The organism is Shewanella phaeophyticola (assembly GCF_025398315.1).
Taxonomy (GTDB): Bacteria; Pseudomonadota; Gammaproteobacteria; order Enterobacterales; family Shewanellaceae; genus Shewanella; species Shewanella phaeophyticola.
The window spans coordinates 2,409,701-2,425,413 of sequence record NZ_JAODOQ010000001.1 but is presented as its reverse complement, the minus strand read 5'-3'; the positions used below and the strand labels follow the sequence as shown (position 1 = coordinate 2,425,413).

Genomic DNA, 15,713 nt, shown 5'->3' with positions numbered 1-15,713 from the left:
TGTTTTATGCGGCATTCTGAAAAAGGTGAATTGTATGCTTGTTGTGGTGAAAAGGGACGGATGCCGTACTGCGTTTGACGCGAGTCGTATTAAAGATGCGGTAGTGGCTGCAATGGATTCTGCAGGACAAGCAGACCATCAATATGCGTTAGAACTGGCTGATACTGTGCAAGCGCAAATGGCTGATAAAGTCCAAGTTGATATTCATGAGTTACAAGATGCCGTTGAAGTCTTGTTGATGTCTTAGCTCATTTAAATCAGTCGCACGTCATTATATTGAATACCGCCACGACCGTGACAAACACCGTGAAGCACAAAGCAAATTAAATTGTGCAATTCGTGGTTTAGTAGAGCAATCCGACAGTGCCATTTTAAACGAAAATGCCAATAAAGACGCTAAAGTGATTCCCACTCAGCGTGACTTGCTAGCCGGTATTGTGGCTAAGCATTATGCTAAAACGCATTTGTTACCTAAAGATGTGGTCGCCGCCCACGAAAAGGGTGAGATCCATTATCACGATTTAGACTACGCGCCTTTCTTCCCGATGTTTAACTGCATGTTGATTGACTTAGCCGGCATGCTGACACATGGCTTTAAAATGGGTAATGCTGAAATTGACACTCCTAAGTCTATTTCGACAGCGACAGCCGTTACGGCGCAAATTATTGCCCAAGTGGCGAGCCATATTTATGGTGGCACAACCATCAATCGTATCGATGAAGTGTTAGCTGAATTTGTGCAAAAGAGTTATCAAAAACACCTTGCAGTTGCTAAAAAGTGGCAGGTGGCTGACGAAGAAGGGTTTGCGATGACGCAAACTGAAAAAGAGTGTCATGATGCGTTTCAGTCTTTAGAGTATGAGGTTAACACCTTACATACCGCAAACGGGCAAACGCCATTTGTCACCTTTGGTTTTGGCTTAGGTACCTCGTGGGAGTCACGTTTAATTCAGCAGTCAATGCTCACCGTACGAATGGCAGGCCTGGGTAAAAACCGCAAAACGGCCGTGTTCCCTAAATTGGTGTTTGGCATTAAAGATGGCGTGAATCATAAACAGGCTGACATTAATTATGACATTAAAAAAATGGCGCTCACATGTTCAAGTATGCGCATGTATCCTGATATTTTAAATTATGACCAAGTGGTTAAAGTGACCGGTTCATTTAAAACACCAATGGGGTGTCGTTCATTTTTGGGTGCCTATGAAGAAGACGGTCAATTAATCCACGAAGGGCGTAACAACCTGGGTGTAGTGAGCTTAAACTTACCGCGTATCGCCTTAGAAGCCGGTAACGATGAACAACGTTTTTATCAGTTACTCGATCAACGCTTATTAATCGCGCGTAAAGCGCTTGATACCCGTATTGCGCGTTTAGAAGGGGTTAAAGCACGTGTTGCGCCGATATTATATATGGAAGGTGCATGTGGTGTGCGCTTAAATGCCGATGATAATGTGAGCGAAATTTTTAAAAATGGTCGCGCGTCGATTTCATTAGGCTTTATTGGTTTGCACGAAACCATCAATGCTATTTATGGCCTCGACAAACATGTGTTTGATGATGCTGCACTTCGCGATAAAGCGGTGGCAATTATCAGTAAACTTAAACAAGCTACTGAATCCTGGAAACAAGAAACCGGTTATGGCTTTAGCTTATACAGCACACCAAGCGAAAATCTATGTAGTCGTTTTTGCCAGCTTGATACCGCGCAGTTTGGGGTTGTTGCTGGCGTGACCGACAAGGGGTATTACACCAACAGCTTCCATTTAGATGTTGAGAAAAAAGTTAATCCGTTCGATAAAATTGATTTTGAACAATCTTATCCTGCAATCGCGAATGGTGGGTTTATTTGCTACGGCGAATACCCCAATATGCAACATAACATTGAAGCATTAGAAAACGTGTGGGATTACAGCTACAGTCGAGTGCCTTATTACGGTACCAACACCCCCATTGACGAATGTTACGATTGCGGTTTTATTGGTGAGTTTAATTGTACCAGCAAAGGTTTTGTGTGCCCTAAATGTGGCAACCATGAACCCAGCAGAGTGTCAGTTACCCGCCGTGTATGTGGTTATTTGGGCAGCCCTGATGCAAGACCATTTAACTTTGGCAAACAAGAAGAAGTTAAACGCAGAGTGAAACATTTGTAATGCATTACAGTGCTTATCAAAGTGTTGATGTTATCAATGGCGAGGGCACCCGCTGTACATTATTTGTCAGCGGTTGCGAACATGCCTGTAAAGGGTGTTATAACCAAAGCACCTGGCGTGTTGATGCAGGCCATGTATTTACTCAAGCACTTGAAGACCAAATCATTGCTGATTTAACTGACACTCGTATTTTACGTCGTGGTTTGTCGTTAAGTGGTGGCGACCCTTTGCATCCTGCTAATGTCGACACTGTTTTACATTTAGTTAAGCGGGTTAAGCGTGAGTGTCCAGACAAAGACATTTGGTTGTGGAGCGGTTATCAGCTCGCAGAGTTGAGTGAAGCGCAACAGGCGGTTGTAGCATTGGTTGATGTACTGATTGACGGTAAGTTTGAACAACAAAACGCTGATCCCGCGCTATTGTGGCGCGGAAGCAGCAATCAGATAATCCACCGGTTTACCCGTGAGTGATCCCAAGCTGATGGCGATAACGCTTTGTGCGTTGTTTGGTTTTAAACTGGTCAATCACTAAGCACCACAACGGCGAATCATTGGTTTGTGGCGCTTTCCCCTGGCTCATGCGTCTTAATTGACGTTTAATCATTGCCATTGTGGCTAATCCCGCCAGCGTCTTATTTTGCCAATCCACCCGAGGCAATTGTGGGCTAAATTCTGGCTGCGTTTGCCATAAATTCGCTAAGTTAGGATAAAATGCCAATGCACTGGCAACACCACACATCACAAAACCAGCATCGAGTACTTGTTCGGCAATGGCTTTACGCCGAATGCCGCCGGTTAACATCAATGGAATTGTCGACTTGGCTACTAATTGGCTAGTCAAACTGAGAAAGTAAGCCTCACGGGCGAGAGTACGTTCATCGGCACTGCGACCTTGCATGGCAGGAGCTTCGTAATTGCCACCGGATAATTCAACCGTATCAACTTGATATTGCGCCAGCATGGAAATCACTTTTTCGGCATCATCAATATCAAAGCCGCCACGTTGAAAGTCAGCTGAATTAAGCTTAACGGCGATATCAAATTTATCACCGCAGTGCTGTCTGACTTGCTTAACGATCTCAAGCAGTAATTTGGCTCTATTTTCAAGACTGCCACCCCATTCATCGCTGCGCTTATTGGTAAGCGGTGATAAAAATTGCGCTAATAAATAACCGTGGGCAGCGTGGATCTGCACGCCATCAAATCCTGCTTGCTGGGCTAAGCTTGCACTGGTGATAAACCGATTAATGACATCGTTGATTTGTTCATGAGTCATGGCTTTAGGCTGTGAAAACATCGACGAATGTTTACCCAAATCTAACGCGATAGCCGACGGCGCTAAGTTTTTACCACCCATAGCCTTAAATACTTGTCTGCCTGGGTGGTTAAGTTGCATCCATACTCGGGCGTTGTTTTGCTTGGCAATACTGGCTCCATTGTGTAAATGGCGCTAAATCACTGTCGGCCTCTAACGCAACGCCCCCAGTGACACCTGTCATGGCATAACGGTCAACCATCACATTGCCAGTAATTATTAACCCCACGCCACCTTTTGCCCATGCATCATAAAGTGCAAATAGCGCGCTATCAGGTTGTTGTTTTGCGTTGGCAAGGTTTTCTTCCATGGCAGCTTTCGCGAGGCGATTAGGTATTTGTGCGCCATTAGGTAAAATCAACGGGGTGAATAATGTGTTGGCCATATAAAGTACCTTGCGATGAAGTGACGAAATGCTTGATATACTAGAGTAATTTTAAGGTAAACAACAATAGCGATATTGTTTGGTGCTACAATTACTCGTTGCCAAAGATAAAAATGGCATAGGCCATTGCATTTAAAATGATAATTAAGCCGAACAACACGTCAGTTTATTGCATACCCAGGGTAACATCGCATTAACGTTATGAATGTTTACACAGCTTACTTGATGCAACAGACTTGAAAAAGTTGTTACAAGACCCAGATAACCATGGTTTGGTTGTCGCATATTGAGTGGTTTTGGGTATATAATCTGCGTCCGAAAAGGTGTTGTATTGGCACAATGAAGTCGCCTTTCACTAAACACACCAAAGTATTTAAGGTATTCAAATGAATTTAAAGCAAGAACTGCAAACGTTAAATGATAAATTAGACAAGTTTCGTCGCAAGCTCGCTGCGGCAGAACAACGCGGTGATACTGCGGTTATCATGCAGTTTAAGAAAGAAATTACCACTATAACTAAGCGTATTGCTAGCATTAAAGGTCAGCAAACTCGCCAGTTAAGTAAAGAAGGTACTGCGTTAAAAACGCTTGGGTTTAAGCGCGTGCTAACGAAAGCTGAACAAGCTGATATGGGCAAATTAAATAAGTCTGTTAAAGGCTTGGTTGTTGTGCATCCTTTAACGGCACTAGGTCGTGAAATGGGCATTTCAGAAGTGACTGGTTTTGCTCCAGCTAAATTTTAATTAAATCTTTTACAGTTAGTTGTCGTAAGGTTAATTCATGTCGATAAAATATATCGCAACATCTAAATTACCCACTCCTTGGGGTGTGTTTGATATGCACGGTTTCGAAGAAACCGCTACTGGTAAAGAACATGTTGCGCTGACATTTGGTCAAATTGATCCTAATCAAGCTATATTGGGCCGAATTCATTCAGAGTGTTTAACGGGTGATGCATTATTCAGTTTGCGTTGCGATTGTGGTTTCCAATTACAATCTGCGATGCAAAGTATTGCTGAAAAAGGCCAAGGCTTTTTACTGTATTTACGTCAAGAAGGCCGCGGTATTGGCTTGCTTAATAAAATTCGTGCTTACGAGTTACAAGATGCCGGTGCTAATACGGTTGAAGCCAATGTGCGTTTAGGCTTTGAGGCTGACATGCGTAAATATGACATGATAGCGCCTATGCTTAAACAAATTGGCGTAGAAAAAGTCAACTTAATGACCAACAACCCACGTAAAGTAATGGCCATGCAAAATGTGGGCATTGAAGTGGTTGAGCGTATTCCATTACAAGTGGGCAAAAACCGTTACAATGAGTCATATTTAAAAACCAAGTCAACTGAGCTTGGTCATATGATGTCTGAACATCATTTCAACGATGAATAAGCAAAACGAACAGTAGTCATATGGCAATGAAACCAGAGCGTCATCTTTGGCATTTCGATTTATCACCATTGAGTCAATCAACGTTTGCTTTCCCCGCGCTAAACCGCCTGGTTTTATCAATATGCGCCATTATCGGTCTGAACAGCATGAGCCATCATGCTGTAGCCGATGAACTTATCAGCTCTGAACCTGACGCCTCTCATTATGCGTTTGCCAATTACCTTGGCAGCGGTATTTACCGCACTTCTGGTCAAAGCGCCGCCGTTGTCAATGTGCCGTTAGGGTTTGATTTAGATGAATCTGATGAGCATAGACTAAAACTGCGCTTAACCGCTTCATTTGGTTTTTTTGATTATTCGTTTAATGACTTGCCTGGCGGCAGCTTCCCTAAAAGTGTCGGGACAATTACCATTACCCCAGGCATTGAATACCATTGGCTGGTGGACGAGCAGTTAACCATCGAAAGTTATGTTGATTTAGGCTACGGCCATAATTTTTCAACCCATAGCCATGTTGGGATATTTTCGACTGGCTTGTCGACTCAATACTGTTTTAACTCTCCTGAATATAGCCCTGTATGGGTTAATCGTATTTATTATGCTGGTTATAAGAGTAATCAAAACGACAGCACTGAAGGCTATTCGGTGTTTAAAACCGGAGTGGATTTTGGTGTTAATTATGATTGGACATGGGACGATACTCGCGTTGAACCACGCTTATTTGTCGCCGGACATTGGTATTTTGATCAGCTAAAGTTTGTTACACCCGTTGGTGATGATGTATTGACGTCATATACGTACGAAGTCGGAACGACGTTGGCGTTTTCAAAACCGTTAACATTGGCTGCTATTGGGTTAGACAGTGTTGAATTTGACCGTTTAGGCCTGAGTTATCAAGTGGGTGGAGGGTTAAAGGTGTGGCGCTTAATCTTTGAGTTTCCGTTGTAAAGTGAGCGGTGATTATAACCGCGTTATCGAAAACTTAAAAAAGTGCTGAATTATCAGCACTTTTTGCTTTTGTATTATCCATTTCCCCAAATGTCGGCATTAACCGGTTTTGTTGGAGTATCCGCTCCCTCAGAAGTCGATTTTTTAGCAGGCTGAGCCTTTTTAGTGGCAAATTGCGGTTTGGCTGCGGCTCTGCGAGAGTCATCTTTAGGTGGCGGTAATGGTAGCTTATTGGCTTTAAGGTACAAGTATTCAACTTTGTCACGTGCCCAAGGCGTTTTACGTAAAAACGTTAAGCTCGATTTAACACTTGGGTTTTCTTTAAAACACATAATGTTAATTCTAGAAGCTAATTCTTCCCACCCATATTTTTCAACCAGTTCGGTTACGATAGTTTCCAGCTTAATGCCGTGAAGAGGGTTGTTTGCTTGTGTCATGGATCGTTTGAGCTAATTAAGTTTGCCTTTATTATACCTGTATAACAACGAAAGTGATATCCACGCAAAAACGGCAGCCGAGGCTGCCGTTTGTCATGAGAGGGAGAAAATTATTGTTCGTTAGCTAAGGTGATGTTGTCTTCATCATCTGAATCAATATCGCCTTTACCCTTGGTTTTGATGATAATCAGTGCGGCAACAATTGTTGTGGTCACAATACCTGCCACTGTCGATACTGTCATGGGTAAGCCAGCTCCTAAGGTTGATGAGTTCAGCATAAAGCTAATCACAACACAGGTCATAAACATCGCTGGTACAGTACAAATCCAGTGGAACTTATTATGACGAAGTAAATAAGCCGCTGCCGTCCAAAGCATCAGTACTGCAGTCGTTTGGTTCGCGACACCAAAGTAGCGCCAGATAATACCGAAGTCGACTTGAGTTAATACCGCACCGATTGCAAATAATGGAATGGCTAACAAAAGACGTTTTGGTAACTGTACCTGTTTGATGTTAAAGAACTCAGCCAAGATTAAGCGTGCAGAGCGAAATGCGGTGTCGCCAGAAGTAATCGGCAGTACGATAACACCCAAAATTGCTAAGAAGCCACCAAATGCACCAAGTAAACCGTTAGATGCTTCGTATACTACGTTTGCTGGGTTACCCGCCATACCCGCATTAAGGCCTTCAACACCACCAAAGAATGATAATGCAATGGCACACCAGATTAACGCAATAACACCTTCACCAATCATGGCACCAAAGAACACAAAGCGACCATTTGATTCGTTTTCAACACAACGCGCCATTAATGGAGATTGAGTTGCATGGAACCCAGATACTGCACCACATGCAATGGTAATGAACAGAGCTGGCCATAAAGGCATGTCGTTAGGATTAAGGTTGGTAAAGAAATCACCCATAACAAAACCAGGTAACATGGTGTGTTCAGATGACAGCATTAATGCAATGGTTAGGCTCCACTGACATAAACACTAATAACGCGCCAAAGAATGGGTAAAAACGACCGATGATTTTATCGATTGGTACTATGGTCGCAATTAAGTAGTAGCAGAAAATGACCCCAACAAAGATAGCGGCATCGTATCCAGTTAATTTGCTTAATAAGCCTGCAGGCGCTGAAATAAAGACCACACCCACTAACAGTAGTAAGATAATCGCAAACAGATTCATAAAGTGTTTCGCGTTTTTACCTAAGTATTTACCGGCTAAATTAGGTACCGATTGGCCATTATTACGCACCGATAGCATACCTGAGAAGTAATCGTGGACTGCACCGGCAAAAATACAACCAAACACAATCCATAACATGGCTGCTGGGCCATATAATGCGCCTAAAATAGAGCCAAAAATAGAGCCAACACCGGCAATGTTCAATAATTGAATTAAATACACTTTACCTTTAGACATAGGCACGTAATCGACGCCATCCGTTTGGGTAAAAGCAGGTGTTTGTCTTTGGGTGTTAATGCCGAATACTTTTTCAACAAAAGCCCCGTAAATAAAATACCCACCGATGAGTAAGCCAACGCAGAGTAGAAACCAAGTCATTTTTTATATCTCCCCATAAATATAGTAAGACAAGGTTAAAGTATCTCTGTGAACAATTGGGACGAAACTCAGTAACAGGTCAATTTGATGGGGTAAGCGGTAAATAACCCTCTTAATCCGTTTTATCGTTAAGCAAAGCGTGCTGTACATCACGCATAAAGTTGATCACTGAAAGCCCAGCAATTGTTTTAATTCTTTGAGGTAGCGACGTGATACCGGCACTTTCGCACCAGTGTGGGTGGTGACTTCTGCGCCGCTGTCGGTGATTTCAATTTCTGATATCGCATTCGCTGAGAGTAGATATTGTTTATGGCATCTAAATAATGACGTTTTTTCTTCTAATACTTTAAGAGTGAGCTGAGTGTGAGACACCCCTTTATTTGAGTGAACATGAATACCGCCTACATCACTGACAATAAATTCAACATCGGCAGTGGTGACCACTTTGAGCTTACTGCCAATGTAGCAAGGTAAGTGAGCCAGTTGGTTGGGTAATATGTTTTCCATCGGTTGCGGCGTCATATCACTGCGCACTTTATCGAGGGTTTGATTAAAGCGTTTTTCATCAATCGGTTTTAATAAATAATCAAATGCATTGTTATCAAACGCTTTTACGGCGTATTCATCAAAGGCGGTAATAAATACCGCCCGTGGCATTTGTTCTGGGTTGAGCATGGCGATTAATTCCATACCGTTGATCCGCGGCATTTGAATATCAACAAAGATTAAGTCTGGCTTATGTTGATTGATTTGTTGTAAAGCTTCGATAGCATTTCCGCATTGGCCTAACACGTCAAAGTCTGGATGTTTATCGAGTAAATCTGCCACTTCCTGACGAGCAAAGGGTTCATCATCAATAATTAAACAGCGGATCATAATGTTGCCTCTTCAAGGGGAATACGCACTTGTACACAAGTGTATTCATCTGTTATGCAGTGAACCTCGATACCATATCGTTCACCAAAAAGATTTTGTAATCGTTTATGGACTAGGTTCATGCCTAATCCCTCAGTATTGGTTGAGGGTTGGTACAAGCCTGCATTGTCGGTAACACTGAGGATCAAATCTGTGCCGTCGGTGCTGGCTTCAACCTTTATCACGCCTTCATCGAGCAGCAAAGAAGTACCATGTTTAACGGCATTTTCGATTAACGGCTGCAAAGTAAATGCAGGCATTTTGTGATGATGATAAATGGCGGGAATAGCAATACTCACCTTAAGTTTGTCGATAAAACGGGCGTGCTCAATGGCGAGATAAGCGTCGATATGTTCTAGCTCATCAGCGAGGGTCACCAAGCCAGTGGTGCGAGTGAGATTGATGCGTAAAAATTGCGACAATTGCTTAATCAGCTTTTTGGCCATAGGAGGGTCACGGCTAATAATTGCGCCAATGGTGTTTAAGGCATTAAACAAAAAGTGTGGATTAACTTGAGCGTGGAGTAATTTAATTTCAGCTTGCATCAATAAGTTTTTTTGCTGTTCAAAGCGGCCATATAAAATTTGATTGGACAGCAACCGGGCAATACCTTCACCCAGAGTACGGTTAATGTTGAGAAACAATTTATTTTTAGGCTCATACAGTTTAATGGTGCCTACGACTTCGTCGTTACTGCGCAAGGGAATCACTAAACTTGAACCAAGATTACATTGAGTTGATATGGAACAAGCGTAGGTTGTGTCGACGCCGTCGGCAAACATCACTTTGTTTTGAGCGATGGCGTCTAGGGTGATTTTTGATGAAATCGGCGTATTTGGCAGATGGTGGTCGGCACCAATCCCAATAAAGGCTAATAGTTTGTGTCGGTCGGTAATCGCGACAGCACCAACACGAGTTTCTTCAATGATAATTTGTGCCACTTTTTGGCTAGACTCTTCATTAAATCCTTTCGATAAAATACCGACACTGCGCTCGGCAATTTTTAAGGCATTGGTTGAAAAACTCGATGACAATTTATCGAACATGGTTTTTTGGTCGCGCACTATGCTCATAAACATGGCTGCGCCCAAAGAGTTAATTAATAACATGGGCGGCGCAATAATATAAACCAATGCCCAAGCTTGATCGAATGGCTTGGCAATTAACAGGATGAGGCTCATTTGTAATAACTCGGCCGCAAATGTCACCATAAAAACCCAGGCGGGGTTGTATAACGACTCTTCTTTGCCAAGTTTTTTTAAATAATAGCTAAATAAGCCGGCAGATAAGCCTTCAAGAGTGGTTGAGATGGCGCACGCCAAATCGGTAAAGCCGCCCATAGAGTAGCGGTGCAAACCACCGGTCAAGCCTACAAAAAAACCGGTAACCGATCCGCCAAGTAGTCCGCCTAACACTGCGCCCATTGCTCGGGTGTTTGCTATAGCACCAGTGGTTTGTTCACCAAAATAGGTTGCCAGAATACAAAAAAGCGAAAACACCACATAAATAAAGACTTTGTGGGGTAAGCGTTTTGAGCTTTCGGCAAATAACTTAAATAGCGGCGTTTTACTGACCAAATACACAATAACGAGGTACACGCACATTTGTTGCGTGAGTAATAAAATCAGCGACATGAGTTCTCACAAGGTAATGATTACGGTTGAGTTACCCCAATCGAAGTTAAGTGGCGTAGCTAAATTAGCATGCATGAATAATATTAAGTGAAATGAAACACCGTTAACGTGACGACTTACTCAATATGGTTAATTGAGCCGTGTCTTGCTGCTGATAAAACTCATCTATCAACACTCTAAGGATTTTTGATTTAGCTATTTTGGTGGTTTTGGCTATTTCGTCAAGTTGTGAAATACTTTTTTCGGTCAGGGTAAACGTGGCATGGCGGTAGATTTTAGTGCTCTTTTTATCGAGCCCTTTAAGAAACTGCGCTGTGGTTTGTCCTGGCTGAATTTGCCCCGCTGTTTTACCTTGAGCATAGTTATTGGCGTCTTCAATAAACTCATCAACTGACACTTTGTTACGAGTGTCTTTGAGCTTCTTGCGCTTAAGATCAGTTAAACTCATAACGGTTTTCTGGCGGAATGGCAAAAAGCTCATCGGCAATGGCACGTATCTCGTCGGCCGCTTTGCCATCGGATTCGATTTCTAATACAGAAGAGCCACTTTCTTCGCTGTCATCATAGATATTACGACTAAAGGTGACAGAGTTTAGGGCGCGTAATCCAAAAGACTGTACGACTTCTTTAGCTTCTAAAATTCGTTTAGCTTGTGATGGCAGAGCAGGGCATTGGGTGATAACAATCGATGCCACCATTTTGGGGTTAACCATTTTACAGGTGCTTAGCATGTCTTCCATGTGCGGTAAGGTTTTCAAATCACGGCGTTTAGGCCGCAATGGAATGACCACATAAGTCGCGACTGACATCGCTGCTCGCATGGCTAAGTTATCTTGGCCACCACAATCAACAATCACGTAGTCAAAGCGTTCATCTAAGCTCAATAAATCATTACGGATTTTACCGTAGAGTTGAATACAGTTAATGGCTTTTAAGCTGGGGTCATTGTTACGAGCTTGGATCCAATCAGATGTGGTGCGTTGTGGGTCACAATCAACCATCAACACATTTGCATCAAATTTTTGGGTAATATACACCGCAAGGTTTTGGGCTAAGCAGCTTTTACCGCTACCGCCTTTTTCTCCACCAACGAGCAATATCATGTTTGGGTCCTCTATGCTTAACTAACGCTGCAAATAGTTGATGCTGGCTATTTATTGAGTATAGAGCAGCCCACTAAGACTGCATGAAATATTCAATGATTTAAATTAATTGAAGTGCAATATGGTAACTTTGCGCATTACATTCAGTGCATCGGCACACTTGGCCTTTGATGGTATTTTGCTTAGGGGTATTCTCATTAAACGTCACCGCGACTAAGTCACCGAGCTTAAATGCCGCTTTAAAATCAAACAAAATACCTTTACGGGCTAAATCGATACAAATTCCATGGTCTTGGCAAGACTCACCTTTGGCGTTTATCCAGTCCAAACGCACTCGCTCAGCTTCCATATCGACTCGAAGTGAACCGCGTTTTTCATCAAATCCAGTTGGCTCTTGGCCCATAGTGTCGCTCCTTGAATATCAAAACACTGAAATAATGCATCATTGTCTGCCACGTTAAATGGCATAATGTTTTATCTTAACCATATTGTTAGCACAAATGCTTTGTTAAGCAAGCGCTAAGCTATCCTTGTTGTAAACTCAAAAACGTTATTAAGGGCTATTATTGATGCTGTTGTTCGGCAGTTAACTGTCGTAATCTTGATTTTTAGGGTAAGGCATTTTTATCTGCCCCCAACGAATGACTATCACGGTACTCGCCAATACAATGGTGGATAATGATATGGCCAATATGCGCCAGTCTTCCATACCCTTCATGTCTAAAATTAGGTATCGCGCTAATGCCACAATTGCTATGTACAGTGGCATTCGGATGGGCAACTTGCCTGACTCAATATAGTTAACCACCATGGCCAATACTTCGAGATAAATAAACAGCAATAACAGATCTGCCAATTCAACGGTACGAATGTCAATCATGTGGAGAATTTCTTCTCCAATGGCAAATAAAGTGGCTAGAGCAATGATGAACAAGACTAAGTGTTCAAAGCTCTTTAAGGATTTGATGCTTAACTCTTTAGCTTTATGTAATGGCATAGTTGTTATTCTTTGAGCAAATGAATCTGTATTATCAACGAGTTTTGAATATTTGCCCAGTGATCCGCTTCAACTTTAGCAAATTCAAAGACAAAAAAACCGCTAATAGTCATAAATGCTAATAGCGGTTTTTAATTATGTTTTGTCGAGGAGATATAAGCTTAGCGCTTTAACCCTTCGTTTAGTAATGGACGCATGGTTTTAACCAGCTGCGTGGTGACTTTTGGGCTACCAGCAACAATGTTACCAGAAGTCATATAATTGTGAGCCCCCATAAAGTCGGTCACGGTACCGCCAGCTTCACGACAAATTAAGTCGCCTGCTGCGATGTCCCATGGCTTTAAACCGATTTCAAAGAAACCATCTAAACGGCCAGCAGCAACGTATGCGAGGTCTAATGCAGCAGAACCTGCACGACGTAAATCAGCACATTGAGGGAATACTTCACCTAAAATAGCCATGTAGCTTTCGGTGTGTTGACGTGCCTTGAATGGGAAGCCAGTACCAATAATGGTGTTGCTTAGGTCATTGACATTGGTTACTCGTAAACGGAATTCGTTTAACTTAGCGCCTTTACCGCGAACGGCAGAGAATAACTCTTCACGAACAGGATCATAAATAACGGCAACTTCAATTTTGCCTTTGTATTGAACAGCGATAGAAACCGCAAAATGAGGAATACCACGAACGAAGTTGTTGGTGCCATCCAAAGGATCAACTATCCAAACGTAATCTTTGTTGTCGCCACGGTTTTCACCGTCTTCTTCGCCCACGATAGTGTGATCTGGGTAAGATTTACGAATTTGATAAGTAATAGTTGCTTCTGCTTCCTTGTCTACACTAGTCACAAAATCATTAATACCTTTACTACTAACCTCAACACGGTCAAGTTCAGTATAGGCGCGCATAATAGTTTGACCGCAGCGCGTGCAGCGCGCGTGGCAATAGTCAGCATCGGATGCATTGCAATCCCCTGGATGTTAAAGAACGAGTAAAATAGCGCCCGCATTATACTCAATTTAACAATTATATCAAATGCAGATTTTCATATAACGTAATAAAAATGACTGTGTTAATATGCGGGCAATATTTTTTGTTGAAAGAAAGTGGTACATGCTCAGTAATATTCGTGTTGTTTTAGTTGGAACGTCTCATCCTGGCAATATTGGCTCTACTGCAAGAGCGATGAAAACCATGGGCTTATCAAACTTATACCTTGCTGAGCCTCGCGTTGAGCCAGATGGCCAATCAATTGCGCTTGCTGCTGGTGCGTCAGATATCTTAAAAAATCTCACTAGAGTTGACTCATTACAAGATGCCATTGCAGATTGCAGTTTAGTTATTGCCACTAGTGCGCGTAGCCGTACTTTGGATTGGCCAATGCTTGATCCGCGTGAAGCCGGACAAAAGCTGACCCAAGAGTGTTTGAATGATTCAGTTGCGATAGTATTTGGCCGTGAAAACCATGGGTTAAGTAATGAAGAGCTTCAGCAATGCACATATCATGTGGCGATACCAGCTAACCCTGAATACAGTTCACTCAACTTAGCGCAAGCGGTACAGATTATCTGTTATGAAACGCGTGTGGCGCATTTAGCCCAGACAGAAACGCCAGCAGAAGCCGAAGAATATCCGTTAACTGTTGAGCTTGATAGGTTTTTTGTGCATTTAGAGTCAACCTTATCGAAAACCGGTTTTGTGATAAAAAATCATCCTGGTCAAGTTATGACTAAACTACGTCGTTTATTCACTCGTGCGCGAATTGAAGCGCCTGAAATGAATATTCTTCGTGGCATTTTGAGTTCCGTTGATAAGAAAATGAATGCAACAAGATTAATCCGTAAGGAACACACCATGGCCGTCATTGCTAGAATGAAAGAAGACATCGAGTCGATTTACCATCGCGATCCTGCTGCAAACAGTACCCTCGAGATTTTATTTAACTATCCGGGTATGCATGCTATTTGGATACATAGAGTGAGCCACAAATTGTGGTTAGCAAAATGGCATTTTACTGCGCGCTGTTTATCGACGTTTTCACGCTGGTTAACCGGTGTTGAAATTCACCCTGGAGCCACGATAGGAAGACGCTTTTTTATCGACCATGGTATGGGTGTAGTGATTGGTGAAACCGCAGAGATTGGTGATGATTGTACGCTTTATCACAGTGTGACGCTTGGTGGAACCACATGGCAAGCAGGTAAACGTCACCCAACGTTAGGTAATAATGTAGTGATTGGCGCGGGTGCAAAAGTATTGGGTCCCATAACGATGCACGATGGTGCGCGAGTCGGTTCAAACTCGGTGGTAGTAAAAGATGTGGCAAGCGATCACACTGTGGTGGGGATCCCTGGCCGAGTAGTAGCATCACCCACTAACCAGTCAAAAGAAAAAACTGAACGCCGTACTGAAATGGCTAAAAAGTATGGCTTTGATGCTTACGCTGTATCGCCAGATAATCCCGACCCAGTGGCAAACGCCATAGGGCAAATGCTTGATCATATGCACTTAATGGATTCTAAACTTCAAGAGGTATGCCAGTCCATTCAACAAATGGGCGGTGAGGTGTGTACTAAAAAGTTACCAGAATTAACCGTTGATGCCTTCGATGAAGCAGAGCGAAATGCAGCCAGTCATCGTAAGCAAGATATCGATAAGTTTGACCCAAGTATTTAACCATAACTAAGTCATTGTAGATACAAGTCAAAAAAATAGCCGATAATGCGATTAATTACCTTATCGGCATTGAATCTTAGCGGATAAAAAGGTTAAATAGCCCGGCGAAAACCGATACCTTTTTGTTATATCAAATACCTTAATACCTGAGTTATTTAGTAGGATTAATACTTGACTAAATTACTCGGGTA

Annotated in this window: 12 protein-coding genes and 5 pseudogenes; 7 read left to right on the top strand and 10 right to left on the bottom strand. The window is 42.6% G+C overall.

Going from position 1 to position 15,713, the window contains the following annotated elements:
* Window positions 1-34: 34 nt before the first annotated feature.
* Both nrdD and nrdG read left to right on the top strand, forming a co-directional pair.
* A pseudogene (gene nrdD, locus N4T56_RS11310) lies at window positions 35-2,153 on the top strand (anaerobic ribonucleoside-triphosphate reductase).
* The gene (nrdG, locus tag N4T56_RS11305; protein WP_261733290.1) at window positions 2,153-2,623 is read left to right on the top strand and encodes an anaerobic ribonucleoside-triphosphate reductase-activating protein; all 471 of its coding nucleotides are present in this window, start codon (window positions 2,153-2,155) and stop codon (window positions 2,621-2,623) included. The pseudogene nrdD and the gene nrdG overlap by 1 nt, the downstream one beginning before the upstream one ends.
* Here the strand turns inward: nrdG and N4T56_RS11300 are convergent.
* A pseudogene (locus tag N4T56_RS11300) lies at window positions 2,610-3,852 on the bottom strand (NADH:flavin oxidoreductase/NADH oxidase family protein). The gene nrdG and the pseudogene N4T56_RS11300 sit on opposite strands and share 14 nt — an antisense overlap.
* 386 nt (window positions 3,853-4,238) lie before the next feature.
* On the opposite strand from N4T56_RS11300, the gene N4T56_RS11295 reads away from it, so the two are divergent.
* From N4T56_RS11295 to N4T56_RS11285, 3 genes are read left to right on the top strand one after another with little or no spacing between them, the layout of a single operon-like run.
* Window positions 4,239-4,595, top strand: a complete 357-nt coding sequence (locus N4T56_RS11295) for a YibL family ribosome-associated protein (RefSeq protein ID WP_261733289.1) — start codon at window positions 4,239-4,241, stop codon at window positions 4,593-4,595.
* A gap of 37 nt (window positions 4,596-4,632) precedes the next feature.
* Entirely contained in the window at window positions 4,633-5,241 is a 609-nt protein-coding gene (ribA, locus tag N4T56_RS11290; RefSeq protein WP_188920102.1) for a GTP cyclohydrolase II, read from the top strand.
* A gap of 20 nt (window positions 5,242-5,261) precedes the next feature.
* Window positions 5,262-6,188, top strand: a complete 927-nt coding sequence (locus tag N4T56_RS11285) for a hypothetical protein (RefSeq protein ID WP_261733288.1) — start codon at window positions 5,262-5,264, stop codon at window positions 6,186-6,188.
* Window positions 6,189-6,262: 74 nt separating this feature from the next.
* Here the strand turns inward: N4T56_RS11285 and N4T56_RS11280 are convergent, their stop codons facing one another.
* The 9 genes and pseudogenes from N4T56_RS11280 to suhB form a co-directional block, all read right to left on the bottom strand.
* Window positions 6,263-6,625, bottom strand: coding sequence for a VF530 family protein (locus tag N4T56_RS11280; protein WP_261733287.1), 363 nt, complete (start codon window positions 6,623-6,625; stop codon window positions 6,263-6,265).
* Window positions 6,626-6,735: 110 nt separating this feature from the next.
* Window positions 6,736-8,197, bottom strand: a pseudogene (locus N4T56_RS11275) (carbon starvation CstA family protein).
* Between the two features lie 165 nt (window positions 8,198-8,362).
* Window positions 8,363-9,073, bottom strand: a complete 711-nt coding sequence (gene btsR / locus N4T56_RS11270) for a two-component system response regulator BtsR (protein WP_261733286.1) — start codon at window positions 9,071-9,073, stop codon at window positions 8,363-8,365.
* Window positions 9,070-10,746, bottom strand: coding sequence for a sensor histidine kinase (locus N4T56_RS11265; protein ID WP_261733285.1), 1,677 nt, complete (start codon window positions 10,744-10,746; stop codon window positions 9,070-9,072). Before N4T56_RS11265 ends, btsR begins: the two co-directional genes overlap by 4 nt.
* 103 nt (window positions 10,747-10,849) lie before the next feature.
* Complete coding sequence (locus N4T56_RS11260; protein WP_261733284.1) at window positions 10,850-11,194, bottom strand: replication protein RepA; 345 nt, start codon at window positions 11,192-11,194, stop codon at window positions 10,850-10,852.
* Complete coding sequence (locus N4T56_RS11255; RefSeq protein ID WP_188920090.1) at window positions 11,181-11,849, bottom strand: AAA family ATPase; 669 nt, start codon at window positions 11,847-11,849, stop codon at window positions 11,181-11,183. The genes N4T56_RS11260 and N4T56_RS11255 overlap by 14 nt, the downstream gene beginning before the upstream one ends.
* Window positions 11,850-11,949: 100 nt before the next feature.
* On the bottom strand, window positions 11,950-12,252 hold the full coding sequence (locus N4T56_RS11250; RefSeq protein WP_261733283.1) for a PilZ domain-containing protein: 303 nt from the start codon (window positions 12,250-12,252) through the stop codon (window positions 11,950-11,952).
* 183 nt (window positions 12,253-12,435) lie between these two features.
* The gene (locus tag N4T56_RS11245) at window positions 12,436-12,846 is read right to left on the bottom strand and encodes a phosphate-starvation-inducible protein PsiE (RefSeq protein ID WP_261733282.1); all 411 of its coding nucleotides are present in this window, start codon (window positions 12,844-12,846) and stop codon (window positions 12,436-12,438) included.
* Window positions 12,847-13,007: 161 nt separating this feature from the next.
* Window positions 13,008-13,810: pseudogene (gene suhB, locus N4T56_RS11240) on the bottom strand (inositol-1-monophosphatase).
* Window positions 13,811-13,959: 149 nt separating this feature from the next.
* On the opposite strand from suhB, the pseudogene trmJ reads away from it, so the two are divergent.
* Both trmJ and cysE read left to right on the top strand, forming a co-directional pair.
* A pseudogene (gene trmJ, locus N4T56_RS11235) lies at window positions 13,960-14,661 on the top strand (tRNA (cytosine(32)/uridine(32)-2'-O)-methyltransferase TrmJ); the annotation flags it as partial.
* Window positions 14,662-14,700: 39 nt separating this feature from the next.
* Entirely contained in the window at window positions 14,701-15,522 is an 822-nt protein-coding gene (gene cysE, locus N4T56_RS11230) for a serine O-acetyltransferase (RefSeq protein ID WP_261734806.1), read from the top strand.
* Window positions 15,523-15,713 lie beyond the last annotated feature (191 nt).

Coding starts and splice junctions, on each gene's coding strand:
- btsR (WP_261733286.1), bottom strand. CDS start 9,073: ATGATCCGCTGTTTAATTATTGATGATGAACCCTTTGCTCGTCAGGAA.
- nrdG (WP_261733290.1), top strand. CDS start 2,153: ATGCATTACAGTGCTTATCAAAGTGTTGATGTTATCAATGGCGAGGGC.
- N4T56_RS11245 (WP_261733282.1), bottom strand. CDS start 12,846: ATGCCATTACATAAAGCTAAAGAGTTAAGCATCAAATCCTTAAAGAGC.
- N4T56_RS11260 (WP_261733284.1), bottom strand. CDS start 11,194: ATGAGTTTAACTGATCTTAAGCGCAAGAAGCTCAAAGACACTCGTAAC.
- N4T56_RS11285 (WP_261733288.1), top strand. CDS start 5,262: ATGGCAATGAAACCAGAGCGTCATCTTTGGCATTTCGATTTATCACCA.
- N4T56_RS11265 (WP_261733285.1), bottom strand. CDS start 10,746: ATGTCGCTGATTTTATTACTCACGCAACAAATGTGCGTGTACCTCGTT.
- N4T56_RS11295 (WP_261733289.1), top strand. CDS start 4,239: ATGAATTTAAAGCAAGAACTGCAAACGTTAAATGATAAATTAGACAAG.
- N4T56_RS11280 (WP_261733287.1), bottom strand. CDS start 6,625: ATGACACAAGCAAACAACCCTCTTCACGGCATTAAGCTGGAAACTATC.
- N4T56_RS11250 (WP_261733283.1), bottom strand. CDS start 12,252: ATGGGCCAAGAGCCAACTGGATTTGATGAAAAACGCGGTTCACTTCGA.
- cysE (WP_261734806.1), top strand. CDS start 14,701: ATGGCCGTCATTGCTAGAATGAAAGAAGACATCGAGTCGATTTACCAT.
- N4T56_RS11255 (WP_188920090.1), bottom strand. CDS start 11,849: ATGATATTGCTCGTTGGTGGAGAAAAAGGCGGTAGCGGTAAAAGCTGC.
- ribA (WP_188920102.1), top strand. CDS start 4,633: ATGTCGATAAAATATATCGCAACATCTAAATTACCCACTCCTTGGGGT.